Origin of the sequence: Pseudomonas frigoris (assembly GCF_047758635.1) — a bacterium.
GTDB classification, from domain to species: domain Bacteria; phylum Pseudomonadota; class Gammaproteobacteria; order Pseudomonadales; family Pseudomonadaceae; genus Aquipseudomonas; species Aquipseudomonas frigoris.
In genome coordinates this window covers 3,744,069-3,769,424 of record NZ_CP180479.1, presented here as the reverse complement: position 1 = coordinate 3,769,424, position 25,356 = coordinate 3,744,069, and the positions used below count along the sequence as shown (strand labels likewise).

Annotated in this window: 26 protein-coding genes; 13 read left to right on the top strand and 13 right to left on the bottom strand. The window is 60.9% G+C overall.

Going from position 1 to position 25,356, the window contains the following annotated elements; all coding sequences use genetic code 11:
- Window positions 1-252 precede the first annotated feature (252 nt).
- From nosR to ACMXYH_RS17270, 7 genes are all read left to right on the top strand, one after another.
- On the top strand, window positions 253-2,466 hold the full coding sequence (gene nosR, locus ACMXYH_RS17300) for a transcriptional regulator NosR (protein WP_415764259.1): 2,214 nt from the start codon (window positions 253-255) through the stop codon (window positions 2,464-2,466).
- Window positions 2,467-2,519: 53 nt separating this feature from the next.
- Window positions 2,520-4,442 (top strand): TAT-dependent nitrous-oxide reductase, encoded by a 1,923-nt coding sequence (gene nosZ, locus ACMXYH_RS17295; protein WP_415767715.1) that lies wholly within the window; start codon window positions 2,520-2,522, stop codon window positions 4,440-4,442.
- A 27-nt stretch (window positions 4,443-4,469) separates the two neighbouring features.
- Window positions 4,470-5,759, top strand: a complete 1,290-nt coding sequence (locus tag ACMXYH_RS17290; protein WP_415764258.1) for a nitrous oxide reductase family maturation protein NosD — start codon at window positions 4,470-4,472, stop codon at window positions 5,757-5,759.
- On the top strand, window positions 5,756-6,679 hold the full coding sequence (locus tag ACMXYH_RS17285; RefSeq protein WP_415764257.1) for an ABC transporter ATP-binding protein: 924 nt from the start codon (window positions 5,756-5,758) through the stop codon (window positions 6,677-6,679). The genes ACMXYH_RS17290 and ACMXYH_RS17285 overlap by 4 nt, the downstream gene beginning before the upstream one ends.
- Complete coding sequence (locus tag ACMXYH_RS17280; RefSeq protein WP_415764256.1) at window positions 6,676-7,506, top strand: ABC transporter permease; 831 nt, start codon at window positions 6,676-6,678, stop codon at window positions 7,504-7,506. The genes ACMXYH_RS17285 and ACMXYH_RS17280 overlap by 4 nt, the downstream gene beginning before the upstream one ends.
- 33 nt (window positions 7,507-7,539) lie before the next feature.
- Window positions 7,540-8,043 carry a nitrous oxide reductase accessory protein NosL gene (locus tag ACMXYH_RS17275; RefSeq protein ID WP_129444732.1) on the top strand — a complete coding sequence of 168 codons (504 nt, stop codon included), beginning with the start codon at window positions 7,540-7,542 and terminating at the stop codon, window positions 8,041-8,043.
- Between the two features lie 110 nt (window positions 8,044-8,153).
- Complete coding sequence (locus tag ACMXYH_RS17270; protein ID WP_415764255.1) at window positions 8,154-8,897, top strand: SDR family NAD(P)-dependent oxidoreductase; 744 nt, start codon at window positions 8,154-8,156, stop codon at window positions 8,895-8,897.
- Window positions 8,898-9,022: 125 nt separating this feature from the next.
- Here ACMXYH_RS17270 and ACMXYH_RS17265 read toward each other — a convergent pair whose 3' ends face one another.
- The 11 genes from ACMXYH_RS17265 to ACMXYH_RS17215 form a co-directional block, all read right to left on the bottom strand.
- Window positions 9,023-10,516 carry a cytochrome D1 domain-containing protein gene (locus tag ACMXYH_RS17265; protein WP_415764254.1) on the bottom strand — a complete coding sequence of 498 codons (1,494 nt, stop codon included), beginning with the start codon at window positions 10,514-10,516 and terminating at the stop codon, window positions 9,023-9,025.
- On the bottom strand, window positions 10,513-11,352 hold the full coding sequence (gene cobA / locus ACMXYH_RS17260; RefSeq protein WP_150655768.1) for a uroporphyrinogen-III C-methyltransferase: 840 nt from the start codon (window positions 11,350-11,352) through the stop codon (window positions 10,513-10,515). Before cobA ends, ACMXYH_RS17265 begins: the two co-directional genes overlap by 4 nt.
- Window positions 11,353-11,422: 70 nt before the next feature.
- The gene (nirJ, locus tag ACMXYH_RS17255; protein ID WP_415764253.1) at window positions 11,423-12,601 is read right to left on the bottom strand and encodes a heme d1 biosynthesis radical SAM protein NirJ; all 1,179 of its coding nucleotides are present in this window, start codon (window positions 12,599-12,601) and stop codon (window positions 11,423-11,425) included.
- 216 nt (window positions 12,602-12,817) lie between these two features.
- Window positions 12,818-13,318: a siroheme decarboxylase subunit beta gene (ahbB, locus tag ACMXYH_RS17250; protein WP_134420280.1), complete on the bottom strand. Its 501-nt coding sequence runs from the start codon at window positions 13,316-13,318 to the stop codon at window positions 12,818-12,820.
- A complete protein-coding gene (locus ACMXYH_RS17245; RefSeq protein ID WP_415764251.1) occupies window positions 13,293-13,736 on the bottom strand; it encodes an Lrp/AsnC family transcriptional regulator in 444 nt (147 codons plus the stop codon). The genes ahbB (ACMXYH_RS17250) and ACMXYH_RS17245 overlap by 26 nt, the downstream gene beginning before the upstream one ends.
- Window positions 13,729-14,244, bottom strand: a complete 516-nt coding sequence (ahbB, locus tag ACMXYH_RS17240; RefSeq protein ID WP_415764250.1) for a siroheme decarboxylase subunit beta — start codon at window positions 14,242-14,244, stop codon at window positions 13,729-13,731. The genes ACMXYH_RS17245 and ahbB (ACMXYH_RS17240) overlap by 8 nt, the downstream gene beginning before the upstream one ends.
- Window positions 14,241-14,699, bottom strand: a complete 459-nt coding sequence (locus ACMXYH_RS17235) for an Lrp/AsnC family transcriptional regulator (protein ID WP_415764249.1) — start codon at window positions 14,697-14,699, stop codon at window positions 14,241-14,243. The genes ahbB (ACMXYH_RS17240) and ACMXYH_RS17235 overlap by 4 nt, the downstream gene beginning before the upstream one ends.
- Before the next feature lies 1 nt (window position 14,700).
- Window positions 14,701-15,879 (bottom strand): cytochrome D1 domain-containing protein, encoded by a 1,179-nt coding sequence (locus ACMXYH_RS17230; protein WP_415764248.1) that lies wholly within the window; start codon window positions 15,877-15,879, stop codon window positions 14,701-14,703.
- Window positions 15,876-16,199 carry a c-type cytochrome gene (locus tag ACMXYH_RS17225; protein ID WP_415764247.1) on the bottom strand — a complete coding sequence of 108 codons (324 nt, stop codon included), beginning with the start codon at window positions 16,197-16,199 and terminating at the stop codon, window positions 15,876-15,878. The genes ACMXYH_RS17230 and ACMXYH_RS17225 overlap by 4 nt, the downstream gene beginning before the upstream one ends.
- A 19-nt stretch (window positions 16,200-16,218) precedes the next feature.
- Window positions 16,219-16,533: a c-type cytochrome gene (locus ACMXYH_RS17220; RefSeq protein WP_033062188.1), complete on the bottom strand. Its 315-nt coding sequence runs from the start codon at window positions 16,531-16,533 to the stop codon at window positions 16,219-16,221.
- 24 nt (window positions 16,534-16,557) lie between these two features.
- Window positions 16,558-18,249, bottom strand: a complete 1,692-nt coding sequence (locus ACMXYH_RS17215) for a cytochrome D1 domain-containing protein (RefSeq protein ID WP_415764246.1) — start codon at window positions 18,247-18,249, stop codon at window positions 16,558-16,560.
- Between the two features lie 199 nt (window positions 18,250-18,448).
- Here ACMXYH_RS17215 and ACMXYH_RS17210 point away from each other — a divergent pair, with 199 nt between their 5' ends.
- The 6 genes from ACMXYH_RS17210 to ACMXYH_RS17185 all read left to right on the top strand — a co-directional run bounded on the left by ACMXYH_RS17210 (window position 18,449) and on the right by ACMXYH_RS17185 (window position 24,138).
- Entirely contained in the window at window positions 18,449-19,252 is an 804-nt protein-coding gene (locus tag ACMXYH_RS17210; RefSeq protein ID WP_415764245.1) for a CbbQ/NirQ/NorQ/GpvN family protein, read from the top strand.
- The gene (locus tag ACMXYH_RS17205) at window positions 19,236-19,823 is read left to right on the top strand and encodes a cytochrome c oxidase subunit 3 (protein WP_415764244.1); all 588 of its coding nucleotides are present in this window, start codon (window positions 19,236-19,238) and stop codon (window positions 19,821-19,823) included. Before ACMXYH_RS17210 ends, ACMXYH_RS17205 begins: the two co-directional genes overlap by 17 nt.
- A 10-nt stretch (window positions 19,824-19,833) precedes the next feature.
- On the top strand, window positions 19,834-20,091 hold the full coding sequence (locus ACMXYH_RS17200; RefSeq protein WP_415764243.1) for a cytochrome C oxidase subunit IV family protein: 258 nt from the start codon (window positions 19,834-19,836) through the stop codon (window positions 20,089-20,091).
- Window positions 20,092-20,346: 255 nt separating this feature from the next.
- Window positions 20,347-20,787, top strand: coding sequence for a c-type cytochrome (locus tag ACMXYH_RS17195; RefSeq protein WP_415764242.1), 441 nt, complete (start codon window positions 20,347-20,349; stop codon window positions 20,785-20,787).
- A gap of 3 nt (window positions 20,788-20,790) precedes the next feature.
- A complete protein-coding gene (locus ACMXYH_RS17190; protein WP_150655782.1) occupies window positions 20,791-22,218 on the top strand; it encodes a cbb3-type cytochrome c oxidase subunit I in 1,428 nt (475 codons plus the stop codon).
- 78 nt (window positions 22,219-22,296) lie between these two features.
- Window positions 22,297-24,138, top strand: coding sequence for a nitric oxide reductase activation protein NorD (locus ACMXYH_RS17185; protein ID WP_415764241.1), 1,842 nt, complete (start codon window positions 22,297-22,299; stop codon window positions 24,136-24,138).
- A gap of 177 nt (window positions 24,139-24,315) precedes the next feature.
- Here the strand turns inward: ACMXYH_RS17185 and ACMXYH_RS17180 are convergent, their stop codons facing one another.
- Window positions 24,316-24,513: a protein DnrP gene (locus tag ACMXYH_RS17180; protein ID WP_415764240.1), complete on the bottom strand. Its 198-nt coding sequence runs from the start codon at window positions 24,511-24,513 to the stop codon at window positions 24,316-24,318.
- Window positions 24,510-25,193 carry a Crp/Fnr family transcriptional regulator gene (locus ACMXYH_RS17175; RefSeq protein ID WP_282381557.1) on the bottom strand — a complete coding sequence of 228 codons (684 nt, stop codon included), beginning with the start codon at window positions 25,191-25,193 and terminating at the stop codon, window positions 24,510-24,512. Before ACMXYH_RS17175 ends, ACMXYH_RS17180 begins: the two co-directional genes overlap by 4 nt.
- Window positions 25,194-25,356: the final 163 nt, after the last annotated feature.

Here is a 25,356-nt window from a genome sequence, read left to right as displayed (position 1 = left end):
CTTGTAGCAGCTGGCGAAGCCTGCGTTCGGCTGCGTAGCAGTCGTGGAATCAGACGACAAGATGTTTCAGGAAGACCTCGCACTCAGCTTTTACGACTGCTACGCAGCCGAACGCAGGCTTCGCTAGCTGCTACAAAGAGCGTGTTTTGCCTGCAATTTCTTAACTGATCGGCATTACCCTGGAGCCTGTCTTCCGGGGCTACTTTCTTAAGTTGATTTCAATCAAGGGCAGGGGGCGCAACGCTCCCTAACATGACCGAAAGCCCTTTTGAAATCAGCGAACCCATGACAATCCATCAGCCTTCGATACACGGCAACCTGCGCGCCTGGGGCGTCGGGCTGGTGGTCCTGCTGATGCTGATGCTCGCCACCTTCGAGGCGGTGCAAGCCAAGCAATACGGTGACATCGAGCAGCAGCGCATTGAGAAAACCTTCCCTCAGACCGATTCTGTTTCCGCCCCCGAAGGCCCGTTCAAGGTGCGCACGCTGTCCGCCGCCGGCAAGGTCATCGGTTATGTGTTCCAGAGCCTGGACGTGGTGGATATTCCGGCCTACTCGGGCAAACCGATCAACACCCAGGTGATCCTCGACACGACCGGCATGATTCAGGATGCCTATGTGCTGGAACACCACGAGCCGATTCTGCTGATAGGCATCCCTGAGGCAAAACTTCACGGCTTCAGCGCCAAATACAAAGGCATCAAGGTCAGCCAGCGGGTCGTCGTCGGCCATTCCAGTGACCCGAACGCGGTCACCGTCGATGCGATTGCAGGGGCTACCGTCACGGCCATGGTGGTCAACGAGGTCATCATGCGCGCCGCCCACGAAGTGGCCGTATCGCTGAAACTGATCGAGGACACGGCCGGTGTGGCACGCAAGCCCGCCACCGTACGGCTGGACTTTTTCGAGCCCGCCACCTGGGAACAACTGACCGGCAACGGCGCCATCCGCCGCTTGAACCTGACCCGTGGCCAGGTCGATGCCGCCTTCAAGGGCACCGAAGCCGAAGGCGTCGAAAACGCCGCCGCCGACCAAGTGGATGAGACCTTTATCGAGCTCTACACCGCCGACCTGAATCCGCCGACCATCGGCCGCGCGCTGCTGGGCGACAATCAATATCGATTCCTCATGCAAGACCTCAAGCCCGGCGAACAGGCCATCGCGGTGCTGGGTCGTGGGCTGTTTTCCTATAAAGGCTCGGGGTATGTGCGCGGCGGGATTTTCGATCGGGTGCAATTGCGCCAGTTCGGTAACGTCATCAGTTTTCGCGACATGGACCATCAGCGGCTCTCCGACGTGTTCGCCAAGGGCATGCCGGAATTCACTGAAATGTCGATTTTCATTGTGCGCGAACCGGCGAAGTTCGATCCGGGATCGCCCTGGTCCCTGGAGTTGCTGGTGCGTCGCCAGACCGGGCCGCTCAGTGGCACGTTCAGCAGCTTTGAACTGCCTTATCAATTGCCCGAGCCGTACCTTGAACGGCCGCTGCCCAGCGCCGAAGAACTGGCCGCCCTCGAGGAAGCCGGTCGGCCGATGTGGTTGACCATCTGGTACCAGAAACACTTCCAGATCGGCGTCCTCGGGGCTGCGTTGCTGCTGCTGACGACCATCCTGTTCCTGCAAGACAAGTTCACCCGCCGGCCGCATTTTCTGCACTGGCTGCGCCGCGGTTACCTGGTCTTTACCGTGGTGTTTATCGGCTGGTATGCGCTGGGGCAGTTGTCGGTGGTCAATGTCCTGACCTTTGTGCATGCGCTGTTCGAGCACTTCCGCTGGGAGCTGTTTCTCACCGATCCGCTGATCTTCATGCTCTGGGTCTTCGCCGCCGCGAGCATTCTGCTGTGGGGTCGCGGCGTGTTCTGCGGCTGGCTGTGTCCGTTTGGCGCCTTGCAAGAGTTGATCAACGAGGCCGCGCGCAAGCTGAAAATCCCTCAATACGAATTGCCGTTCGCGGTGCATGAGCGCTTGTGGGCGATCAAATACATCATTTTGCTGCTGCTGTTCGGCATCTCCCTGGAGTCGATGTCCACCGCCGAACTGTTCGCCGAGGTGGAGCCGTTCAAGACCGCCATCACCCTCAGGTTCGACCGCCAGTGGTGGTTCGTGCTCTACGCGGTCGCGCTGCTGGTCATCAACATCTTCACGCGCAAAGTCTATTGCCGCTACATCTGCCCCTTGGGCGCGGCGCTGGCGATTCCGAGCAAATTTCGCCTGTTCGACTGGCTCAAACGCCGCAAGGACTGCGGCACGCCCTGCCAACTGTGCGCCAAGGAATGCGAGATCCAGGCGATTCATCCCGATGGCCGGATCAATGCCAACGAGTGCCACTACTGCCTCGATTGCCAGATGACTTACCAGAACGACAACAAGTGCCCGCCGCTGATCAACAAGCGCAAGAAGCGCGGCAAAGCGGTACCCGCTCCTGTGCAACTGATACCTGTCGTGGAAGTGACCGCTCTGGAATGAACCCCGCGAGCGCCCGTCCGCAGTGACCGTTTTTATCCCTTCAAGGAAAACACCTGATGAACGACACAGAATCCAAAAAGACCACTGAAGTGCCGGAACCGACCGGCCTCAGTCGTCGCGGCTTCCTGGGCACCAGCGCAGTGACCGGTGCGGTACTGGCCGGCGCCACGGCCATTGGTGGCGCGGTCTTCACCCGTGAGACATGGGCGGCAGCGGCCAAGGACGCGCAACTGAAAACCCACGTCGGGCCGGGCGAGCTGGACCAGTACTACGGTTTCTGGAGTGGCGGCCATCAGGGTGAAGTGCGGATCATGGGCATTCCGTCGATGCGCGAGTTGTTGCGTGTTCCGGTGTTCAACGTCGATTCCGCCACCGGTTGGGGCCTGACCAACGAAAGCAAACGGATCATGGGCGACAGCGCGCATTTCCAGAACGGCGACTGTCACCACCCGCATTTGTCGATGACCGACGGCAAGTACGACGGCAAATACCTGTTCATCAACGACAAGGCCAACAGCCGCGTTGCGCGTATCCGTCTGGACATCATGAAGTGCGACAAGATGCTCACCGTGCCCAATGTGCAGGCGGTTCACGGGCTGCGCCTGCAAAAGGTGCCGCACACGAAGTACGTGTTCGCCAATGCCGAATTCGTCATTCCGCACCCCAATGACGGCAGCACCTTCGACCTGCAGGACAAGAACAGCTACACCCTTTTCAACGCCATCGATGCCGAGAAAATGGAAATGGCCTTCCAGGTCATCGTCGACGGCAACCTGGATAACACCGACGCCGACTACACCGGCAAATATGCGGCTTCGACCTGCTACAACTCGGAGAAGGCCTACGACCTGGGCGGCATGATGCGCAATGAGCGCGACTGGGTGGTGGTGTTCAACATCGAGCGCATCGAAGCGGCGATCAAGGCCGGCAAGTTCATCACCTTGGACGGCTCCAAAGTCCCGGTAGTCGATGGACGCAAAAACGAGGGCAAGGACAGCGCGTTCACCCGTTACATCCCGGTGCCGAAGAACCCCCACGGCATCAATATGACGCCCGATGGCAAGTACTTCATTGCCGCCGGCAAACTCTCGCCCACTTGCACGATCATCGCCACTGCGAAGCTGGATGATCTGTTCGACGACAAACTCAAGGACCCGCGCGACGTGGTGGTCGGCGAGCCGGAACTGGGTCTGGGCCCGCTGCACACCACCTACGACGGCCGCGGTAATGCCTACACCACCTTGTTCATCGACAGCCAGGTGGTGAAGTGGAACGTGGAGGAGGCCATCCGTGCTTACACCGGCGAGAAGGTCAACTACATCAAGCAGAAACTCGATGTGCAGTACCAGCCAGGCCACAACCATGCCTCGCTGACCGAAACCCGTGAGGCCGACGGCCAATGGCTGATGGTGCTCAGCAAGTTTTCCAAGGACCGCTTCCTGCCGACCGGCCCGCTGCATCCGGAAAACGATCAGTTGATCGATATTTCCGGCGAGGAAATGAAACTGGTGCACGACGGCCCGGCCTTCGCCGAACCCCACGACTGCGTCATGGCCCGTCGCGACCAGATCAAGACCAAGAAGATCTGGGACCGCAACGACCCGTTTTTCGCCGAAACCGTGGTCATCGCCGCAAAGGACGGCATCAAGCTGGAAACCGACAACAAGGTCATCCGCGACGGTAACAAAGTCCGCGTCTACATGACCTCGATGGCCCCGGCCTACGGCCTGCCGGAATTCACCGTCAAACAGGGCAACGAGGTCACGGTGACCATCACCAACATCGACCAGATTGAAGACGTGACCCACGGCTTCGTGATGACCAACCATGGCGTCAGCATGGAAATCAGCCCGCAGCAGACCTCATCGATCACCTTCATCGCCGACAAGGCCGGCCTGCATTGGTACTACTGCAGCTGGTTCTGCCATGCGCTGCACATGGAAATGGTCGGTCGCATGAAGGTCGAGAAGGCCTGACCGTTGCCCATCGACAGGAGCGAAGCAATGACTAATAGCAAGGGAAACCCGGTGAAGGTCATTGCGCTTGCGCTCCTGTTGATGTCCGGCAGCGCGCTGGCGGTGCAACCCATCACCACGTTGCCGTTGACGGTGGATGCCGATCAACGCTGGCACCTGCCGGCAGGGGAATACCGTGGCTCGTTCAGCGTCGATCAACCGATGCAGATTGTCTGCGAGCCGGGCGCGGTATTTCAGGGCGAGGGGCAGGGCAACGGCTTGATCATCAGTGCGCCGGATGTCGGTATCGAGGGCTGCACCTTTCTGGACTGGGGGCACGACCTCACGGCCATGAATGCGGCGTTGTTCATCCAGCCCAAGGCCCATGGCGCGGTGATTAAAGGCAATCGCCTGCAAGGCCAGGGTTTCGGTATCTGGGTCGACGGCACTCAGGATGTGAGTCTGATCGACAACCGCATTCAGGGTGATCCGGCGATGCGCTCGCAAGATCGTGGCAACGGCATTCATCTGTATGCCGTGCATGGCGCCAAGGTCATTGGCAACCAGGTGCGCGACACCCGCGATGGCATCTACATCGACACCTCCAACGGCAACCTGCTGCAAGGCAATACCCTGGAAGACCTGCGCTACGGCGTGCATTACATGTTCGCCAACGATAACCAGCTGATCGGCAACACCACCCGCCGCACCCGCACCGGCTACGCCTTGATGCAAAGCCGCAAGCTCACGGTGATCGGCAATCGCTCCGAACAGGATCAGAACTACGGGATCCTGATGAACTACATCACCTATTCAACCTTGCGTGACAACTTCGTCACCGACGTGCGCGACGGCTCGACCGGCGACAGCATGATCAGCGGCGCTGAGGGCAAGGCGTTGTTCATCTACAACTCGCTGTTCAACAGCATCGAACATAACCACTTCGAGCACAGCGCTGTGGGCATCCATCTCACCGCCGGCTCGGAAGATAACCGTATCGCCGACAACGCGTTTGTCGGCAACCAGCGGCAGGTCAAGTACGTCGCCACCCGCTTGCAGGAATGGTCGGCGGATGGCCGGGGCAACTACTGGAGCGATTACCTGGGCTGGGACCGCAACAACGACGGCCTCGGCGATATCGCCTACGAACCCAATGACAACGTCGACCGACTGCTGTGGCTGTACCCGCAGGTGCGGCTGTTGATGAACAGCCCCGGCATCGAGTTGCTGCGCTGGGTGCAACGGGCCTTTCCGGTGATGAAATCGCCGGGGGTGCTCGACAGTCATCCATTGATGAAGTCATCCACTCAAACCCTGACCCAGGAGCCCACCTCATGAACGTCATCGACCTACAAGGCGTGAGCCAGCGCTATGGGCATGCCACCGTGTTGCATCAGCTCAACCTGAGCCTGGCGGAAGGTGAAGTGCTGGGCTTGTTCGGGCACAACGGCGCGGGCAAGACCACCAGCATGAAACTGGTGCTTGGCCTGCTCCAGCCCAGCGAAGGGCAGGTCAGGGTGTTCGGCCGTTTGCCCAGCGATCCCCACGTGCGGCGCCTGCTTGGTTATCTGCCGGAGAACGTGACGTTTTACCCGCAGCTGAGCGGTCGTGAGACCTTGCGCCATTTCGCGCGACTCAAAGGCGCCGCGTCCGCTCAGGTGGACGTACTGCTGGAGGAGGTCGGCCTGGCCGGTGCGGCGTATCGGCGGGTCAAGACCTACTCCAAAGGCATGCGCCAACGCCTGGGGCTGGCGCAAGCGCTGCTCGGCGAGCCGCGTTTGTTGCTGCTAGACGAGCCGACCGTCGGCCTCGATCCCATCGCCACCCAGGATCTTTATCGCTTGCTCGATCGCCTGCGCAGCCAGGGCACCAGCATCATTCTCTGTTCTCACGTGTTGCCGGGTGTCGAGGCGCACATCAACCGCGCAGCGATTCTGACCCAGGGCCGCCTGCTGGCTCTGGGCAGTCTGCACAGTTTGCGCGAGGAAGCCGGGTTGCCGACGCTGATTCGCGCCAACGGCCTGAAGCACGCCGGGCCCTTGCAGCAACGCTGGAACAACGCCGGGCACGTCACCGAGCGCTGGGGCGTCGAAGGTCTTGAAGTCGCCGCGCTCAATGGCAGCAAGCTTGGGCTGTTGCGCCAACTGCTCAATGAAGACGAACCGGCTGACGTGGAAATCCATCAGCCGTCTCTGGAAGATATTTACCGCTACTACATGAGCCGGGCCGCTGCGGCGCCGATCGGGGAGGCCGTATGAACGCTGTCTGGAACATGGCCCGCAAGGAATTCAGCGACGGTTTGCGCAATCGCTGGTTGCTGGCGATCAGTGTGTTGTTCGCGGTGCTGGCCATCGGCATCGCCTGGCTGGGCGCCGCGGCCTCCGGGCAATTGGGTTTCACCTCGGTGCCGGCTACCATCGCCAGCCTCGCCAGTCTGGCGACGTTTTTGATGCCGTTGATTGCGTTGCTGTTGGCCTATGACGCCATCGTCGGCGAGGACGAGAGCGGCACGTTGCTGCTGTTGCTGACGTATCCGCTGGGTCGCGGGCAGATCCTGCTCGGCAAGTTCGTCGGCCACGGGTTGATCCTGGCGCTGGCGACACTGATCGGTTTCGGCTGCGCCATGCTGGCCATCGCGGTGCTCGTGGACGATGTCGAACTGAGCCTGCTGCTCTGGGCCTTTGGCCGGTTCATGGCGTCGTCGACGTTGCTGGGCTGGGGGTTTCTGGGGCTGGCCTATGTGCTGAGCAGTGTGTCCGCCGAGAAATCCACGGCGGCCGGGCTGGCGTTGGGTGTCTGGTTCTTCTTCGTGCTGGTGTTCGATCTGGCTTTGCTGGCGCTGTTGGTGCTCAGCGAAGGGCAGTTCAACCCCAAAGTGCTGCCCTGGTTGCTGCTGCTCAACCCCGCTGACATCTACCGCCTGATCAACCTCTCCGGTTTTGAGCCCGGCGCCAGTACCGCGGGTGTGCTGACGCTGGGCAGCGATTTGCCGATGCCGGACTCGATGCTCTGGCTGTGCCTGTCGCTCTGGGTGGCGCTGCCATTGGGCTCGGCCTGGCTGTTGTTTCGTCGCCGGGCGACATGAATTTCCACTTTGATAGATTTGGAGCAGTTGACGATGAGTACGTTTTATCTGACGACGGTCCGCGCTGTGGTGGGCCTGATGATGTGTCTGTTGCTGACGGCCTGTGACAACCCGGCACAAGCCACCTACAGCAGCGCCGCTGCAGCCTTTCATCCCAGTGATGAATGCCATGTCTGCGGAATGATCATCAACGGATTCCCCGGGCCCAAGGGCGAGGTCGTCGAGCGGGCCGGGGTCAAGAAGTTCTGCTCCACGGCGGAAATGATCGGTTGGTGGTTGCAGCCGGAAAATCATCATGGCGATGCCAGACTGTATGTCCACGACATGGGCCGTAGCCCTTGGAATGCGCCGGATGACGCTCACCTGATCGATGCCAAAGACGCGTTCTACGTGGTCGGCACCCAACTCAAAGGTGCCATGGGCGTGGTGCTGGCGTCCTTCTCCAGTCGCGAGGCCGCTGAAAAGCTTGCCGCTGAACAGGGCGGTCACTTGCTGCGGTTCAGCGAGATCACTCCGGCGCTGCTGCAGCAACACTAACGACGTTGAAAAAATATGATCGCCGTCAAGTCGTTTTTTCTTTTCCTGTTCAAAGATAGGGGCTCGCTACGTCCCCAGTGCTTGGCATCCGTGATGCCCAGGATTAAATGATGAAAACCGAGTTTCAGGATCGTTTGGCGGTGGTCACGGGTGCCAGCTCCGGGATTGGCCTGGCACTGTGCGCCGCGCTGTTACCGCGCGGGGTCAAGGTGCTTGCGATGTCGCGGACCCTCGGTGAATTGCCGGCCTTGCAGCAGATCTACGGCGAACGGTTGCAGTGGTTTGCCGGGGACGTCACGAATCAGCAAGATCTGCGCGAACTGTCCGAGCGCGCGGCGGCGATGGGTCCCGTGGACTATCTGGTGCCCAACGCGGGGATTGCCGAAATGGCCGACAGCCTGGATATGCAGGCCTTCCAGCGTCAGTGGGCGGTCAACGGTGCCGGGGCGTTGAATACGCTGGCGGCGTTGCGGGGTGAATTGGCGAACCCGGCGTCGGTGGTGTTTGTCGGGAGTTTCCTGACCGGTTCGAGCTTTCCCGGGTTGGCCGCCTGCATTGCCAGCAAGGCTGCGCTCGCGGCTCAGGCGCGGACGCTGGCGGTGGAATTTGCGAGTTTTGATGTACGCATTAATCTGGTTTCCCCGGGACCGACGGCGACCTCGATGTGGGACAACCTGGGGTTGAGCGAAGATCAGCTTGAGGATGTCGCTACTAACCTCACCAAACGTCTGCTGCCCGGTCACTTTCTCGACGCGGCGGCGGTGGCCAATGTGATTGTGTTTCAGTTGTCGCAGGGCGCTCGGGGTGTCTACGGTCAGGACTGGAAAGTCGACAGCGGTTACACCTTGGTCTGAAGCCGCAGGGAGTCGCTGCGTATACCGGATCGCCAAGATCGCAGCCTGCGGCAGCTCCTACAGGGTGTACGCCATTCGAATGTAGGAGCTGCCGCAGGCTGCGATCTTTTGGGAGCACCGCAGAGCTAGTGCGAAGTCCCCTCGGCAAACTCAATCTTGTTCCCCACGTTGTACTTGCCCGAAGGCTTGTTCATCGGAATACGTTTGATCTCCTTCAGGGAGTTGCTGTCGTAAACGATCAGCGCACCGTCGGTGGCCCAAATGCTCAACAGCAGGAAACGGCCATCACGGGTGAACTCAACGTGAGCGGCGGTTTTACCGGGCATCGGGCGCAAGGTGTGGGCAATCTCCAGCGTCTGTTTGTCGATCAGGTGGATCGCATCGTTGTCGGGCCCGAAGAACACGTCGCTCCAGGCATACCGTGAGTTGACGTGACTGCGCATGAAGAAACCCGGCCCCAGGGTCGGGATTTCCTTGATCAGTTTCCAGGTCTTGAAGTCGATGACCGAGATCAGCCCCTTGCTGATATTCGGCGTGGCGAACACCCACTCGCCGTTGCGTTTCCAATAGGTCCCCGAGCCCAAATGCGGCATGCCTGGCAGCGGTATGTCGGTGACCACCTTGCCGCTGTCGAGGTCGATCACTTGACCGCCCTGGGCTTTGCGCGATGTGGCCAGCAACTGTTTGTAGTCCGGTGAAAAGGAAAAATCGTCGAGGAAATCCCCGGCCGGGATCCGCCGTGGTTTGAAATCCGGTGTGCCGGCCCAGGACAGTTCCCAGACTTCCTTCACGTCCTTGAGCGCCACGATAAAACTGTCCCGCGGCGGGGCGGAGTAGACCGCGCTGACCCGTGACTCGGTACCGTCCTGACCGATGGCGGGAATGGTTTGGACCAGCGACAGATCGCGGGCATCGAGCACTACAAGATTGCCGGGTAAATAATTGCCCACCAGCACCCAGCGTCCATCCTTGCTCACCGCCAGGTTGCGGGTGTTGAGACCAGCGCGGACCTCGGCGATCAGCTTCAGGTTGTGCAAGTCATACAGGCTGATCCAGCCGTCACGGGAGGCGAAGTAGACGAAGCGTCCGTCCGGTGAGAACTTCGGCCCGCCATGCACGGCGAAGTGCGAAGCAAACCGCGCCAACACCTCAAAGCGGTCACCGTCGAGGATGTCGATGTGATGGTCGCCAGCTTCCACCACCACGAACAGGTTCAACGGATCGGCGCCATGCTGGGGCGTGGTGGGCAGCTTGCCGAGATCCGCGAGCATCGAGTGACTGCCGAGAATGTCGTCATTGCTCCAGGTGGGCGGGGTGGCGGGCGGTTGCTGAAGGTAGTCCACCAGCGCATCGATCTGCGTGGGGCTGAACACGTTGGCATAGCCGGCCATCTGGCTCGCGGGGCGGCCGTTCTGGATCACGCTGCGAATTTCGTCCGGTTTGATCCGGCTGAGACTCTCCGGCAACAACGCCGGCCCCGCACCGCCGAGACGGTTAATGCCGTGACAGCTCTGGCAATGCTGCTGATAGTTTTCCGCCGCCTGTTCAAATGCCGGAGCCGCTGCGCCGGCCTGGGCCGTACTGACCCATAAAAGCTGGGCAAGGATCATGCGCCTCATATCGCCACCTTGGCGTGGCGTTGCAGTGCTTGGGCCGGGTAAAGCCGCGCCGGGTATTCCAGTTGTTCTGCGCCAAACAGATCGACCACGGTGCCGATCACCGTCAGTGTCGGAATGCCCGGTGGACAATCCAGCGCCAGGGTCGGTAATTGGTGCAGCTTGCCACGGGCGACGTGCTGGTCGGGACGCGTGCCGTTGCTGATCAGCGCCGCCGGTGTGTCGGCCGACAACCCGGCTTCGATCAAACGCTGAGCGATGATCCCCAGGTTCGACAAGCCCATGTAAAACACCAACGTCTGGCTACTGTCGGCGAGGCTGCTCCAGGGCAGCGACAACTCGCCATCGCGCTGCAAATGGCCGGTAATGAATCGGCAGGAATTGACCAGGTCGCGGTGGGTCAACGGTATGCCTGCGTAAGCGCTGCAACCCGACGCGGCGGTGATGCCCGGCACCACCTGGCAGTCGATGCCGCGTTGCAGCAGGTACTCCAGCTCCTCGGCGCCGCGACCAAAAATGAACGGGTCGCCGCCCTTGAGCCGGACCACGCGCTGCCCTTGATCGGCGAGGTCGGCCAGCAGTTCGTTGATCTGTTCCTGGGGCAGGCTGTGGCAGCCGCTGGCCTTGCCGACGTAATGGCGGGCGCAGGTGAGGGGGATCAACGACAGCAGTTCGGGGCTGATCAGTCGGTCGTACACTACGGCGTCGGCCTGCATCAACAGGCTCCAGGCGCGCAGGGTCAGCAGGCGTGGATCGCCCGGGCCGGCGCCGACCAGGGCAACTTCGCCCGGCCGGAACGGGGACTCAAGTGTGGCCGGTATAGCAATCGATGGAGGCATGGGACGTCCTTGGTGCTTCATCAGGTTGGCCGGCCCCAGCCTTTGTCAGGTGGTTGGCCGGACGGGCTATTCAGTGGGTGATGCAAGGGATGGTGGGTAATGGCGGCACACCGATTTCGTCATCGCTGAGGTGGCAGCCGGGGTCCTGACCCCACAAATCACCCTCGGCCCAAGCACGCGTGCGGGTGTTGCCGTTGCAGATGGGCAACCAGCGGCATTGCGCGCAACGACCGCCGACGGCGCGGGGATGTTCACGCAGGCGCAGCAGCAAGGTATCCGGCTGATCCAGCCACAGCGTGCGAAACGGCGTGCGCCGGACATTGCCCACTGAGTGCTGCCACCAGTAGGTGTCCGGGTGCACTTCGCCGGTGTTGTCGATGTTGGCAATGCCGCTGCCCGACGCGTTGCCGCCCCAGGCGCGCAGCATGTTTTCCAGGCGTGGGTATTGCTCGGGCAGACGAAGGCCTGCCCATTGCAGAAGCAAAATGGCGTCGGCATCGTTGTTGCCGCTGACAAAGTCGCTGTCGCGGCCCTGTTGGATGTCTTCCCAGGCGCGCTCAAAGATCAACGTCATGGCCTCGCGGCTCATCTGCTGGTGCGCGTCGAGTTTGCGGCTGCGTTTACCGCGCCCGCTGTAGTTGAGGTGCGACAGGTAAAACTTTTGCACGTCGTACTCGCGCATCAGCGCCAGCAGTTGGGGCAGTTGTTGATGGTTCTCCTGGGTCAGGGTGGTGCGCAGGCCAACGCGAATGCCCTGTTCGCGACAGAGCCGGATCGCCTGCATGGAGCGGGCGAAGCTGCCTTTGAGTTGGCGGAAGGCGTCATGGGTGGGCTCCAGGCCATCGATGCTGATCCCGACGTAGTCGAAATTCGCCGCGCTGATCTGCGCGATGTTCTGCTCATCGATCAGTGTGCCGTTGGTGGACAAGGCCACAAAGAAACCCTTGGTCCGGGCGTAGGCACTGAGCACAAACAGATCCTCGCGCAACAGCGGCTCGCCACCGGAAAGAATCAACACCTTCACCCCGGCATCGTGCAGGTCGTCGATCACGGTCAGCGCAGCGGCCGTATCCAGTTCATCGCGAAAGACACTGTCGGCCGAGGTGGCGTAGCAATGTTTGCAGGTCAGGTTGCAGCGCCTGAGCAAGTTCCAGATCACCACCGGCGCCCGGTTACTGCCCGGTGGACTGGTTCTGGGCGCAGGCGCCTGGCCGGCCAGCGCACGCAGGTATTGGCTGATCCTCAACATGTAACTCTCCTTGAGTCGGGAACGTGTTCAGCGCGAAGCAATAGTCAAACGCAAGCCTGATGCCCGTAGCAGCTGTCGAGCTTGCGAGGCTGCGTTCGGCTGCGAAGCAGTCGTAAAACCTGTGTGCGTGGTGTGTCTGACATACCGCACTGCCTGATTTCACGACTGCTGCGCAGCCGAACGCAGGCTTCGCCAGCTGCTACAAGGTATGCGTTGCTAACTGACCGGCATCAGGCGCAAGCCGGTTTTTTTCAGGATGCGGCTGCTCACCAGCATCTCGTCGGCCCCACAGGCGTCGCCCAGCAAGTAGCGCAGGTGCTCGCGGTAGCTGTTGATTTCATCGCTGCTGCGGCCATGAACCATGGCGAACAGGTTGTAGCGCCAGTCGGTTCGGCGCGGACGGCGATAGCAGTGGCTGACGAAGGGTTGCGCGCCGATCAGCGCGCCAAGGCGCGGCATCTCGGTGTCGCGCACATCCCAGACCGTCATGCCGTTATGGCGGTAGCCCAGTCGGTAGTGATTGGGCACGGCGGCGATACGCCGAATCGCGCCCTCGGCCTGCAAGCGCTTGAGCAGATCCAGGGTGGCTTCGATGTTCAGCCCCAGCTGTTCGGCGAGCCACGCCCACGGGTCGTCCAGCAGCGGCAGACCGGCCTGGGTCAACACGATCAGACGCTGGACGAGGGTGTCTTCAGGCCGGGAAATACAGACCGACATGGTAGGTCTCCTCTTTGGGCAGGTTGAGCAGCGGCAAGCCGGTCAGGGTTTCGATGCGGTGCAGGGTCTCGGTCAGGTCATGTTCAGTTGCGCAGGCGAGCACGAACCACATGTTCCAGGCGTGTTCGCGTCGGTAGTTGTGCGCCACTTCCGGCAGGCCATGCAGTTGCTCGGCGACGTCTTCAAAACGTTCTTCAGGGACCGCCAACGCGGCGAGGGTGAAGGCGCCGCCCAGGCGTTCGATGTCGAACATCGGGCCGAAGCGCGTGAGCATTCCGTCATCGAGCAGGGTATGCAGTCGGCCGAGTAGTTCAGTGCTGCTGGTCTCCAGTTCGGCCGCCAATACCCGCCAGGGGTGGCGCACCAGCGGCAGGCCCAGTTGCAAGCGGTTGATCAGGCGACGGTCGAGGTCATCCATGGGGCGGTGCTCCTGTTCGCGAGGGCGCAAAGCGGCCGCCGCACTGCTTGAAGACCTGGGTGCTGAACAGCAATTGATGGGGCAGGTCGCTCAGCAGATGCTCCTCCAGCAACGCCTGTATCTGCGCCTCCACCTGTTCACGTTGCCGCCCGTGCACCATGCAAAACAGGTTGTACCGCCACTGCGGCAAGCGCCGTGGCCGCTGATAGCAGAGGTTAATGCCGGGCGCTCGCTCCAGGCGCTGGCCGACTTCGTCGATCAGCGCATCAGGAATATCCAGCACCAGCATGGCGTTGGCGGTAAAGCCCAGCGCGCGATGGTGCAGCACCAGGCCGATACGGCGAAACAGCCCTTGCTCGCTCCACTGGCGCATTTGTTCGAGCACCTGGTTTTCGTCGGTGTTTATCCGTTCGGCGAGTTCCTGATAGGGGCGCGCTACCAGCGGCAATCCGCCTTCAAGGTGCCGGCGCAGCGCCAGCGCTTGTTTGGGGCTCAATCCAGGCTTCATGAGTTTTCTCCCAGGGCAAAGCCGAGGTCGATGCGGTAGGCGGTCAACATCGGCAGGTCCAGCGGCATGAGGCCGGTGTCGTCCTCCAGTTCTTTGAGCACACGGTCGATGTGTTGGCGATCAGGGCCGGTCAGCACAAACCACAGGTTGTAGAAATGCTCCCGTGCGTAGTTGTGATTGACCTCGGGGTACTGACTGACACGATCGGCCACCTGTTGCAGGTGTTCGGCGGGCACGGCGAGGGTGGCGAGGGTACTGGCCCCGGCGCGGCTGTGTTCGAACACCGGACCGATGCGTGAGAGGGTGCCGGCCCGGTCCATTTCTTCCAGGCAGGCCATTACTTGCGATTCGCGGCACCCGAGAATCCGCGCCATCTCTTTGTACGGTGTCGGGCACAGCGGCATGCCGTGCTGGAAGCGGTCGATGAGTTGGCGGCTGAGCAGTTCAAGGTCCATTTCAATACCCCATTTTCTGCGCGCGACTGCTAAAGAAGATGCCGCTTGGCGCGGAGGCTGGCAGGGTACTCAGCAGCTTCAGGCTGTACGGATCCCAGACCTGAACCTGATCGCCGTCGCGTAACGACAGCCACAGCTGGTCGCCGCGTGCGGTGAATTCCATGTGCAGCACCGCTGGCCCCGGGTGCAGATCGGCGACCACGGCATGGGTTTCGGTGTCTATGACCTGAACCCGATCATTGTCCGGGTAGGCGAAGTTGACCCACAGCTGCCGACCGTCCGGGCGCGACGTGACGAACACCGGTTGACCGGCCACCGGGATCACCGCGGTCTGCTGCCAGGTGCGTGAATCCATCACCAATACCTGATGACGACCCACGGCGGGCACGAAGGCCTGGTTGTCGGCAACGGCCCAGCCTTCCAGGTGCGGCATCTTGTAGACCGGGAGTTTCGCCTGGCCTCGTCCGTAGTCGCCGAGTACCCGTTGCACGCCGCGGTCTGGATGCCAGAGGTCGAGTTGCGCCATGCCGTCTTCACCGAACAGGCCGGCCATGTAATAGCGCCCATCGGGGGTAATCAGGGCGTCGTAGGGTTGCTCACCGATGCCGGTGAAACGGCTGATCTGCGGTGTGTTGCCCTGACTGAAATCGGCGGTCCAGATCTCGTCGGTATCGAACAGGCTGAACACAAAACGTTGCCCCGGTGCGTCGACCAGGCCAACCACCCGGGAGCGCTTGGTGCCGTCGGCGAGCGGCGTGGCCGGAATATCGGCCACCTGCTGCAGGGTGTCGGCATCGAACACCTTGACCCCGCCGGGCACGTAGTTGGACACCGCGATCAACTTGCCGTCCTGACTGATGGCCCCGCCAATGCTGTTGCCACCCTGGATAACTCGATGATCGATACGTCGGGTCAGCAAATCGATTTTGCTCAACCCGCCGTCGCGCCCGAACACATAGGCATAGCGCTGGTCACGCGAGAACACCACCGAGGCATGGGACAGGTCGCCGAAACCTTCGAGTCGGGCCAGCGCGGTGTGGGTGTCGCTTTCGATGATTTGCACGCTACCGGTGGCGCGCTCCACGACCACGCCCAGATCACCGGTGCCGCGCAACGGTGGTTGAACGCAAGCGGACAACAACAGCCCGGTCGCCGCTGACAGCAGGATTGAACGGATCATGATGCGGGATATCCCTGGAGAAGAAGATCGACCAGCCAACGGATGTCGCCGGGGCTGAGCAACGGGGCCCAACCGGGCATCGCGGTGCCGGGCCGGCCTTGGCTGACGGTGGCAATCAGGCTGTCCCGTGACTTGCCGGCCAGCGCTGCGCGCGTCAGTTCGGGGCCCAGCCCGCCGGTGAGGTGCAGCCCATGGCAGGCGCCGCAGTCCTGGGTCAGCAGGTGTTCGAGTTGCACCTGACGCTGGGCGTCCGGCGCCGCAACCGCGGTTGCGCAAATGAGGAGGAGGGCCGCCAGAATCACAGCGTGTCGATAAACCATCTTGACGCCCTCCAGGCGGTTATTTGAGTGTCAGTACCCAGGTCGCGAGAATTTTTGCTTCTTCTTCAGTGACAGGGTTTGCCGGCATGGGCATCGGGCCCCAATTGCCTTGTGTACCGTTCTTGATGTGGCCAGCCAGGGTGTCCACGGCCCCGGGTACGCCAGCGTTCTTGGCCGCTACATCCTTGAGCGCCGGGCCGACAATCTTGGTGTCGACGGAATGACAGGCTGCGCAGGGTTTGCTCTTGAACAGCTCCAGCGCGTCTTGGGCCATGGCCGGCTGCACGCTCAGCGCAGCGGTCAGGGCGAACAGTGAGAACAGAGTATTTTTCATGGTGTTTCCTTGCATTGATGGAGCTCAATAGATGTCGTGTTGGGTGTTGTAGACGTTGAACTTCCCGGTGGGTGTGATCAGTCGTTTGTCCTTGATGACTGACTTGAGCTTCAGGGTTTTGTCGTCGATCACCACCAGCGCCGACTCGTCTGCCTGGCCGCTCCACACGGAGAACCAGACTTCATCGCCGGCCTTGTTGTATTCCGGTTGCACAACGCGCATCGCGCCTTGCTTGATGCCCGCGTATTCGGCGATGGGCAGCACGGTGTAGCCGGCGTCGAGTTTGTCGATGTCGAACACCGCGACTGACTGGCTGAGTTTCGCGTCCGGGTTGAGGGTGGTGTCGACGTACAGGTGGCGAGAGTTGGGGTGGGTTTTGATAAACAGCGATCCGCCGCCCTGGCCCTTGAGCGAGGCGACCTGTTTCCAGGCGTATTGCGGGTGTTTGGTCGGGTCGGTGCCGATCAGCGAGATGCCGTCATCACCCAGGTGGCTGGTGGCCCAGACCGGGCCGTAGGTCGGATGGTTGAAGTTGGCGCCGCGACCCGGATGAGGGGTTTTGCCGACGTCCACCAGCGCGGTCAACTTGCGCTCCTTGGAGTCGATCACGGCGACCTTGTTGGAGTTGTTGGCGGCGGTCATGAAGTAGCGGTGCGTGCTGTCCCAACCACCGTCATGCAGAAAGGGCGCGGCGTCGATGTAGGTGACGGTGAGGTTTTTGATGTCCTGGTAATTGACCAGCATGACCTTGCCGGTTTCCTTGACGTTGACGATGAACTCCGGCCATTCGTGGGAGGCGATAATCGCCGCGACCCGGGGTTCCGGGTGATATTCCTGCTTGTCGACGGTCATGCCGCGGGTCGAGACGATCTGCTTCGGCTCCAGGGTTTCGCCATCCATGATGGTGAATTGCGGCGGCCAATAAGAACCGGCGATGGTGTACTTGTCCTCGTAGCCCTTGAACTTGGAGGTCTCGACCGAGCGTGCCTCGATGCCCACTTTGACTTCGGCGACCTTGGTTGGCTCGACCGGCCACAGGTCGATCATGTCGATCCGCGCGTCTCGGCCAATCACCAGCAGGTAGCGACCTGAGGCAGAGATCCGCGAGATGTGCACCGCGTAACCGGTCTCGATGAGTTTGACGATCTTCTTGCTGTCACCGTCGATCAGGGCGATCTTGCCGTCATCGCGCAACGTCACCGAAAACAGGTTGGGCAGGTTGAGTTTGCTCAGTTGCTTCTTCGGACGGTCCTCGGGTTTGACCAGCACTTTCCAGGTTTTCAGCGTCTCGGCCATGCCCCATTCCGGTGGCGTCGGCGGCGTGTGCTGAATGAAATTGGCCATGACCGTGATCTGATTCTTGGTCAGCGCATTGGACGTCCCCCAGTTCGGCATGCCCGCCGGTGAGCCGTAGGTAATCAAGGCCTCCAGATACGGTTGCCCGCGGCTCTGGGTAATGTCCGGTGTCAGCGGTTTGCCCGTGGCCCCTTTGCGCAAAACGCCGTGGCAGCCGGCGCAACGCTGGAAGTAGATTTCCTTGGACGAGTCGAACTCGGCCTGGCTCATGTCGGGAGCGCCAGCGGTTTTGACCATGGGCGGGTTGGCCGCAGCGGCGGCGGGCTCTTCAGCGCTGGCGGCATGACTCACCGCCAGGGCCAGTGCCGAACACAGCGTGGTCAGGGTCAGGGCAAACGTTTTTCTATTGCTGATCAGCATTCCATTTCTCCTCAGGCAAGACCTTTGCGATGTGCTGAAACGGCAGCGCAGAACGCAGGTTCTTAGTGCCGTGCAAGGCTATGCCCGAGCAGGCCAATGTTCGCTTGACGACGATCAAGTTTGCCGGCCATCTCACTTGCCAGGTTGTCGCAGGGGCCCGTAGCGTGTTCGTTGAATCCGCTTTTGGAACAGGCAGCCCATGGACCGTATCCAGTCTTGCGAACACCCGATCGAACCCTTCTACCAACCGCTCAATAATGAAGAGGCGCTGTTCGAACAAGCCTGGCGACACGGCATGCCGGTGCTGATCAAAGGCCCGACGGGGTGCGGCAAAACCCGTTTCGTCCAGCACATGGCCCATCGGCTGAAACTGCCGCTGTACACCGTGGCTTGCCATGACGATCTGAGCGCGGCCGACCTCATCGGCCGTCACCTGATCGGTGCCCAGGGCACCTGGTGGCAGGACGGGCCACTGACCCGCGCGGTGCGTGAAGGCGGCATCTGTTACCTCGACGAAGTGGTCGAGGCGCGTCAGGACACCGTGGTCGTACTGCATCCACTGGCCGATGATCGTCGGGAGCTGTTCCTGGAACGCACCGGCGAAGTGCTGAAGGCGCCGCCGTCATTCATGCTTGTGGTGTCTTACAACCCCGGTTACCAGAACCTGCTTAAAGGCATGAAACCCAGCACCCGCCAACGCTTCGTGGCGATGCGTTTCGGCTATCCGCCGGTGGCCGATGAGGAACGCATCGTTGCCCGAGAGGCTCAGGTGGACAGCGCACTGGCGGCGCAAGTGGTGCGGCTGGGGCAGGCACTGCGCCGGCTCGATCAACATGATCTGGAGGAGGTCGCCTCAACGCGACTGCTGATTTTTACCGCGCGGATGATCCGCTCCGGGATGAGCCCCCGTGAGGCGTGCATGGCCTGCCTGGCCGAGCCGCTCAGCGATGATCCGCTGACCGTTGCCGCGCTGATGGACGTGGTTGATGTCCACTTCGGCTGAGCCCACGGGCGTCTCGCGCCGTCACTTGCCGGGCGATCTGGCGATGTGGTTTTTCATTCTGGCCGAGCTGTCGGTATTCGCCATCCTTATCCTGACGTTCGCCGTGACCCAGGCGCTCAAGCCGCAGATGTTCAGTGAAAGCCGTCTGTTGCTGAACACCTCCACCGGGCTGGCGATGACCCTGAGCCTGCTCACCGCGGGGCTGCTCGCCGCGCTGGCGCAGGAGCAAGTCAGGCGCTCACGATCCCGTTACGGCGCCGTCTTCCTGCTGATGGCGTTGCTCGCCGCCAGTGTCTACGTGGGGCTGAAACTCACGGAATACCGACACTTGCTGGCCTCGGGGCTGGGCATGGAGCACAACACCTTTTTCACGCTCTACTGGATCCTTACCGGTTTTCATTTTCTCCACGTAGTGCTCGGTATGGTCATTCTCGGATGGCTGGCCGAGCGCTGTCGCCGTGGCCTGTACGACGCCAGCAAGCGCAGTGGCTTTGAATCCGGCGTGCTGTATTGGCACATGGTCGATCTGATCTGGGTCATGCTGTTTCCGCTGGTCTACGTGCTGAGTTGACGAGGTTCTCATGTCTGTTTCCAGGGTTTTGCTCGTCTGTTGGGCAGCGCTCGCGACGTTAAGCGTTTGCACCGTGGTGCTGGCTCAAGCCGGGGCGACGTGGTTGTTGTCGATTGCCATTTTGCTGGTGGCAGTCGGCAAGGCGTGGCTGATCACCGATGGCTTCATGGAGATGCGCCACGCTCCGCGACTGTGGCGCCGGTTGATGTTGAGCTGGGCGCTGGTGTTGGCGGCCGTTGTGGGGCTGACACTGGTGTCGTTCCACTGAAGGAACACCGTCTGTAAAACACCGCAACTCCAATGTGGGAGCGGCGGTGCGGCGATCCGACTTGCTCGCGAAGGCGGTGTGTCAGGCACATCAATTGCGACTGACACACCGCCTTCGCGAGCAAGCCCGCTCCCACATTCGATCGGCGTTGTCGGCAATACCCGACCAAAACCATCTGCCTTTCTTGATCGCCATCAAGCAGGTTTCAACCCTTCGCTTCCTATCATGGACGGGCCTAGCAAAGAGGAAGCGACCATGTCAGACACCTTCACCAAAGGCATGGCCAGGAATATCTACTTCGGGGGAAGCATTTTCTTCTTCCTGATATTCCTGGCCTTGACCTATCACACGGAACAGACCTTTCCGGCCCGCAGCAATGAAGCGCAGCTCACCGAGTCAGTGGTGCGCGGCAAGTTGGTCTGGGAGCAAAACAATTGCATCGGCTGCCACACGCTGCTGGGCGAGGGCGCCTACTTCGCGCCTGAGCTGGGCAACGTGTTCCAGCGGCGCGGCGGAGAGGCGGGCTTCAAACCCTTCCTGCATGCCTGGATGAAAATGCAGCCACTGGGCGTACCGGGCCGGCGCGCGATGCCGCAGTTCAAGTTGAGTGACCAGGAGGTGGATGACATCGCCGAGTTCCTCAAATGGAGCTCAAAAATCAACACCAATGGCTGGCCGCCAAACAAGGAGGGCTAAGCGATGAGCATTGCTAATCCGCATCTGAAATTCGCTTCGCAAGCCGTGGCCAAACCGTACTTCGTGTTCGCCCTGATCCTGTTTCTCGGCCAGGTGCTGTTCGGTTTGATCATGGGCCTGCAATACGTGATAGGGGACTTTCTGTTCCCGATCATTCCCTTCAACGTGGCGCGGATGGTGCACACCAACCTGCTGATCGTCTGGCTGCTGTTCGGGTTCATGGGCGCCGCCTATTACCTGATTCCGGAAGAAGCCGACCGCGAACTGCACAGTCCGAAACTGGCGATCATCCTGTTTTGGGTATTCGCCGCCGCTGGTGTGTTGACGATCCTGGGCTATCTGCTGGTGCCGTATGCCGGCCTGGCCAAACTGACCCACAACGAGCTGCTGCCGACTATGGGACGAGAGTTCCTGGAGCAGCCGACCATCACCAAGATGGGCATTGTGGTGGTGTGCCTGGGCTTCCTCTACAACATCGGCATGACCCTGCTCAAAGGTCGCAAGACCACCGTCAGCATGGTCATGATGACCGGGCTGATCGGGCTCGCGGTGTTCTTCCTGTTCTCCTTCTACAACCCAGGCAACCTGGCCCGCGACAAGTTCTACTGGTGGTGGGTGGTGCATCTTTGGGTGGAAGGTGTGTGGGAACTGATCATGGGCTCGATGCTCGCTTTCGTCCTGATCAAGATCACCGGTGTAGACCGGGAAGTCGTGGAGAAATGGCTCTATGTGATCATCGCCATGGCGCTGATTACCGGGATCATCGGCACCGGTCACCACTTCTTCTGGATCGGTGCGCCCGAGGTCTGGTTGTGGGTCGGTTCAATCTTCTCGGCACTCGAACCGCTACCGTTCCTGGCCATGGTGATCTTCGCCTTCAGCATGGTGAAGAACCGTCGCCGGCAACACCCGAACCGCGCCGCCACCCTGTGGGCCAAAGGCACCACGGTCACCGCGTTCTTCGGTGCAGGCGTCTGGGGTTTTCTGCACACCCTGGCTCCGGTCAACTTCTACACCCATGGTTCGCAACTGACGGCGGCTCACGGTCACCTGGCCTTTTACGGTGCTTACGCGATGATCGTGATGACCTTGATCAGCTACGCCATGCCGCGATTGCGCGGGCTGGGTGAAGCGGCTGACGAGCGCTCGCAAACCTACGAAATCTGGGGCTTCTGGTTGATGACCCTGTCGATGGTGATGATTACGCTGTTCCTCACCGCAGCGGGTGTCGTACAGGTTTACCTGCAACGCTGGCAGGCCGATGGAGTCGCGTTGCCATTCATGGCCACGGTCGAACATCTGCAGGTGCTGTTCTGGGCCCGTCTGGGTGCCGGTCTGGGGTTCTTCGCCGGGCTCGCGTGTTACCTGTTCAGCTTCAAGCAGCGTGGCCGCGCAGCCTTGCGCGCCCCGGCTGCCGTGGTTCCTTCATGAGCCGTTGTAACGGCTAGAAAAGGTCGGCCCGGCTGATACAGCGGGCCGTTTTTTTGCTTTACAAAAAGGGCAAGTACCATGGCCTTTACCGTCGAACTGGAAGAGTGGGTAGGCAGTGTCTGGCATCGCTTCATCACCCGGCGCGCCAGCCCGGACTTCCCTGAAGCCCGCGTCGAGCTGGCCAGTCAACAACGACCACTGGCGCTGCTGTTTCGCGCCATGGGCGGCGCCAGCGGCATCGGTGTCGAAGCCGCCAGCGACCGCGATCTGCTGTTGCGACGCAACGTGCTGCAGCAGATCGCCGGCACCTGCAAACAAGTGCCCTTGGCGTGGTGCGACGAGGCGAACCTTCGCCTGCCGTCGAGCCTCGCGGTGTTCCCTGAAGTCGCACTGAACGAGGAACTTTATCGTTGGCTCGCGTTGCTGGCAGCCCAGGCCGGTCAAATGCGGCACTGGGGTCGAGACAATCAGCGCTGGACGCAACAGCTGTTGCGGCGCTATCCCGCGTTACGTGCCCGGTACAAACGCCTGGTCGATGCGCATCTGCAATTGCGCCCGGATCCGGCAACATTGAATACCGGCGAAGCTGCGTTGGAACGAGCGTTATGTCAGGCGCTACGCGATCCCGGCAGTGTCGAACATTTTCCCCGCAGCGAACGGGCCGCCTGGCCGCTGCCGCTGTGGTTGTACCCGCCGCAACACCTCGCGAGTCCGCAGGCGGCCGACCTCGGTGACGAGTCGGAAGAGTCGCTGACGACCCCTCCCGGTGAGCAGAAAGGTGGAAGCAAACGCGCCAAGCGGATCGATGAAGGCAACCGAGATGGCGGGTTGTTAATCGTGCGCCTGGAGAACCTGTTCAGCTGGACCGAACACGTGGACCTGGATCGCTGGTCAGACGACAGCGAAGACCCGGACGCGGCCAGAGTCGCCGAGGACCTGGACGAATTGAGCCTGTCGCGCACCCGTCTGCGCAAGGGCGGCGGCCTCAAGCTGCACCTGGATTTGCCGCCCGCCGATGTTGACGATATTCCCCTGGGCGAAGGCATCAAGTTGCCGGAGTGGGACTATCGCAAACAACAGAGGCAGGACGCCTTCGTCAATCTGCAAATGATGGTGCCCCGCGATTGTGAGGCGCAGCCACTGCCGCCACGTCTGAAATCCTCGGCGCACCGTCTGCGCCGCCAGTTCGAGCAATTGCGCAACGACCGCCAATGGTTACGCCAGCAACCTCAAGGGTCTGAACTGGACATGCAGGCCTGGCTGGATTTTCACGTTGAACGCGAGCATGGCCAGTGTGCGGAACGCGGTCTGTTCATGGAACAACGGCAGACGCGCCGCGACCTGGCGTGCCTGTTGCTGGCTGATGTGTCGATGTCCACCGACGCGCATTTGAACGATGAGCATCGGGTGATTGATGTGATCCGCGACAGTTTGCTGCTGTTCGGCGAAACCCTGTCGGTGCTCGGCGATGATTTCGCCCTGTACGGGTTTTCCTCGCTGCGTCGTCATCAAGTGCGCATGCAGGAACTCAAATCCTTCACCCAGCGTTATGACGACAACACCCGCGGTCGCATTCAAGGGCTCAAACCGGGTTATTACACCCGCATGGGCGCCGCCATCCGCCACGCCACCCAGCTGCTGGGCAAGAGCAAACGACGCAGCAAACTGTTACTGCTGCTGACAGATGGCAAACCGAATGATCTGGATCTGTATGAGGGGCGCTACGGCGTTGAAGACACCCGCGAGGCGGTGCTGGAGGCACGGCGTCAGGGGTTGACGCCGTTCTGTATCACGATTGATCGCGAGGCTGGCGATTACCTGCCTTACATGTTCGGTGCCAATGGCTACACCTTGATCCGCCAGCCCGAGCAATTACCCCTGCGCTTGCCGCAGTTGTACCGTCAGTTGACCCAACCGTGATCGACACGGTCTCTGTAGCAGCTGACGAGCCTGCGAGGCAGCGTTCGGCTGCGAAGCAGTCGTCAAACCAGTCGCCGCGGTGTGTCAGGTAAAAAGGGGACTCAGGATTTACGACTGCTGCGCAGCCGAACGCAGCCTCGCAGGCTCGGCAGCTGCTACAGGGGAAATGTGCGGGGATCAGATACTGCGTGGCAGCCAGAAAAACATCGCTACGCAGAAGATCGTCAGGCCGATGCAGAACCACATGAATCGGCGCAGCCGACGTTGCGCCGCGTGTGCAGCCAATGCCGGCAGGGGCATGCCGCATTGGCGGCACTCGGTTTCTTGCGCAGGGTTTACGTGTTGGCAATACAAACAGACGGGCATGGCACTCACTCGAACTGTTCCAGGCGCAGACGATCGAGAATGGCGATCTGGCGGCCGTCCTGGGTGATGATGTTTTCATCGATCAGGCGACGGATGATCCGCGAAAAGGTTTCCGGCTGGATCGACAGATGCCCGGCAATCAATTGCTTGGCCATCGGCAGCTCGAATTGGCTGTCAACGGTTTGCTGGCGCACCAGCTGCGTCAGCAGATAGCGCACGACCCGGTGGGTGGCGTTTTTCAGGGACAGGGTTTCAATTTCGTTGACCCGTTGATGCAGGCGAACGCAGAGCTTGCCGAGCAGCGCAAAGGTCAGTCGACTATTGCTCTGCAGCAGTCGCATGTAGGTGTTGTTGGATAACCGATAGAGCTGAGTCGGGCAGATCGCTTCTGCCGAGGCCACATAGTTCGGGGTGTCCATCAGCATCATCGCCTCGGCGAAGGTTTGCCGATCGCTGATCACCTCAAACACTTTCTCCTGCCCATCCGGTGTCAGGCGGTAGATTTTCACCGCCCCGGCAATGATGAAATAAAACGAGTCTGCCGGCTCACCCTGACGGAACAACGGTTCGCCTTTGTCGATGCTCAACAAGTGGCTGGTACTCATCAATTCATCCAGCTGTTCTTCGTTCAGCGGCTCGAACAAGTGATGACTGCGCAGAATCTGGTGATGGACGCGATGAAGCACCATAAGAATTCATCCTGAGGATTGAGGAGGGGATGGCGATCAAGTCAAACGAGGCCCAGTGAGACGCCGCTGGCCAACGCCAGAACCGAGGTCAACACCACAAACCAGGCCAGTGGCTGGATGACTTTTTTCATGACGACTCCTGGGGATCGAGAGGGATCAAGGT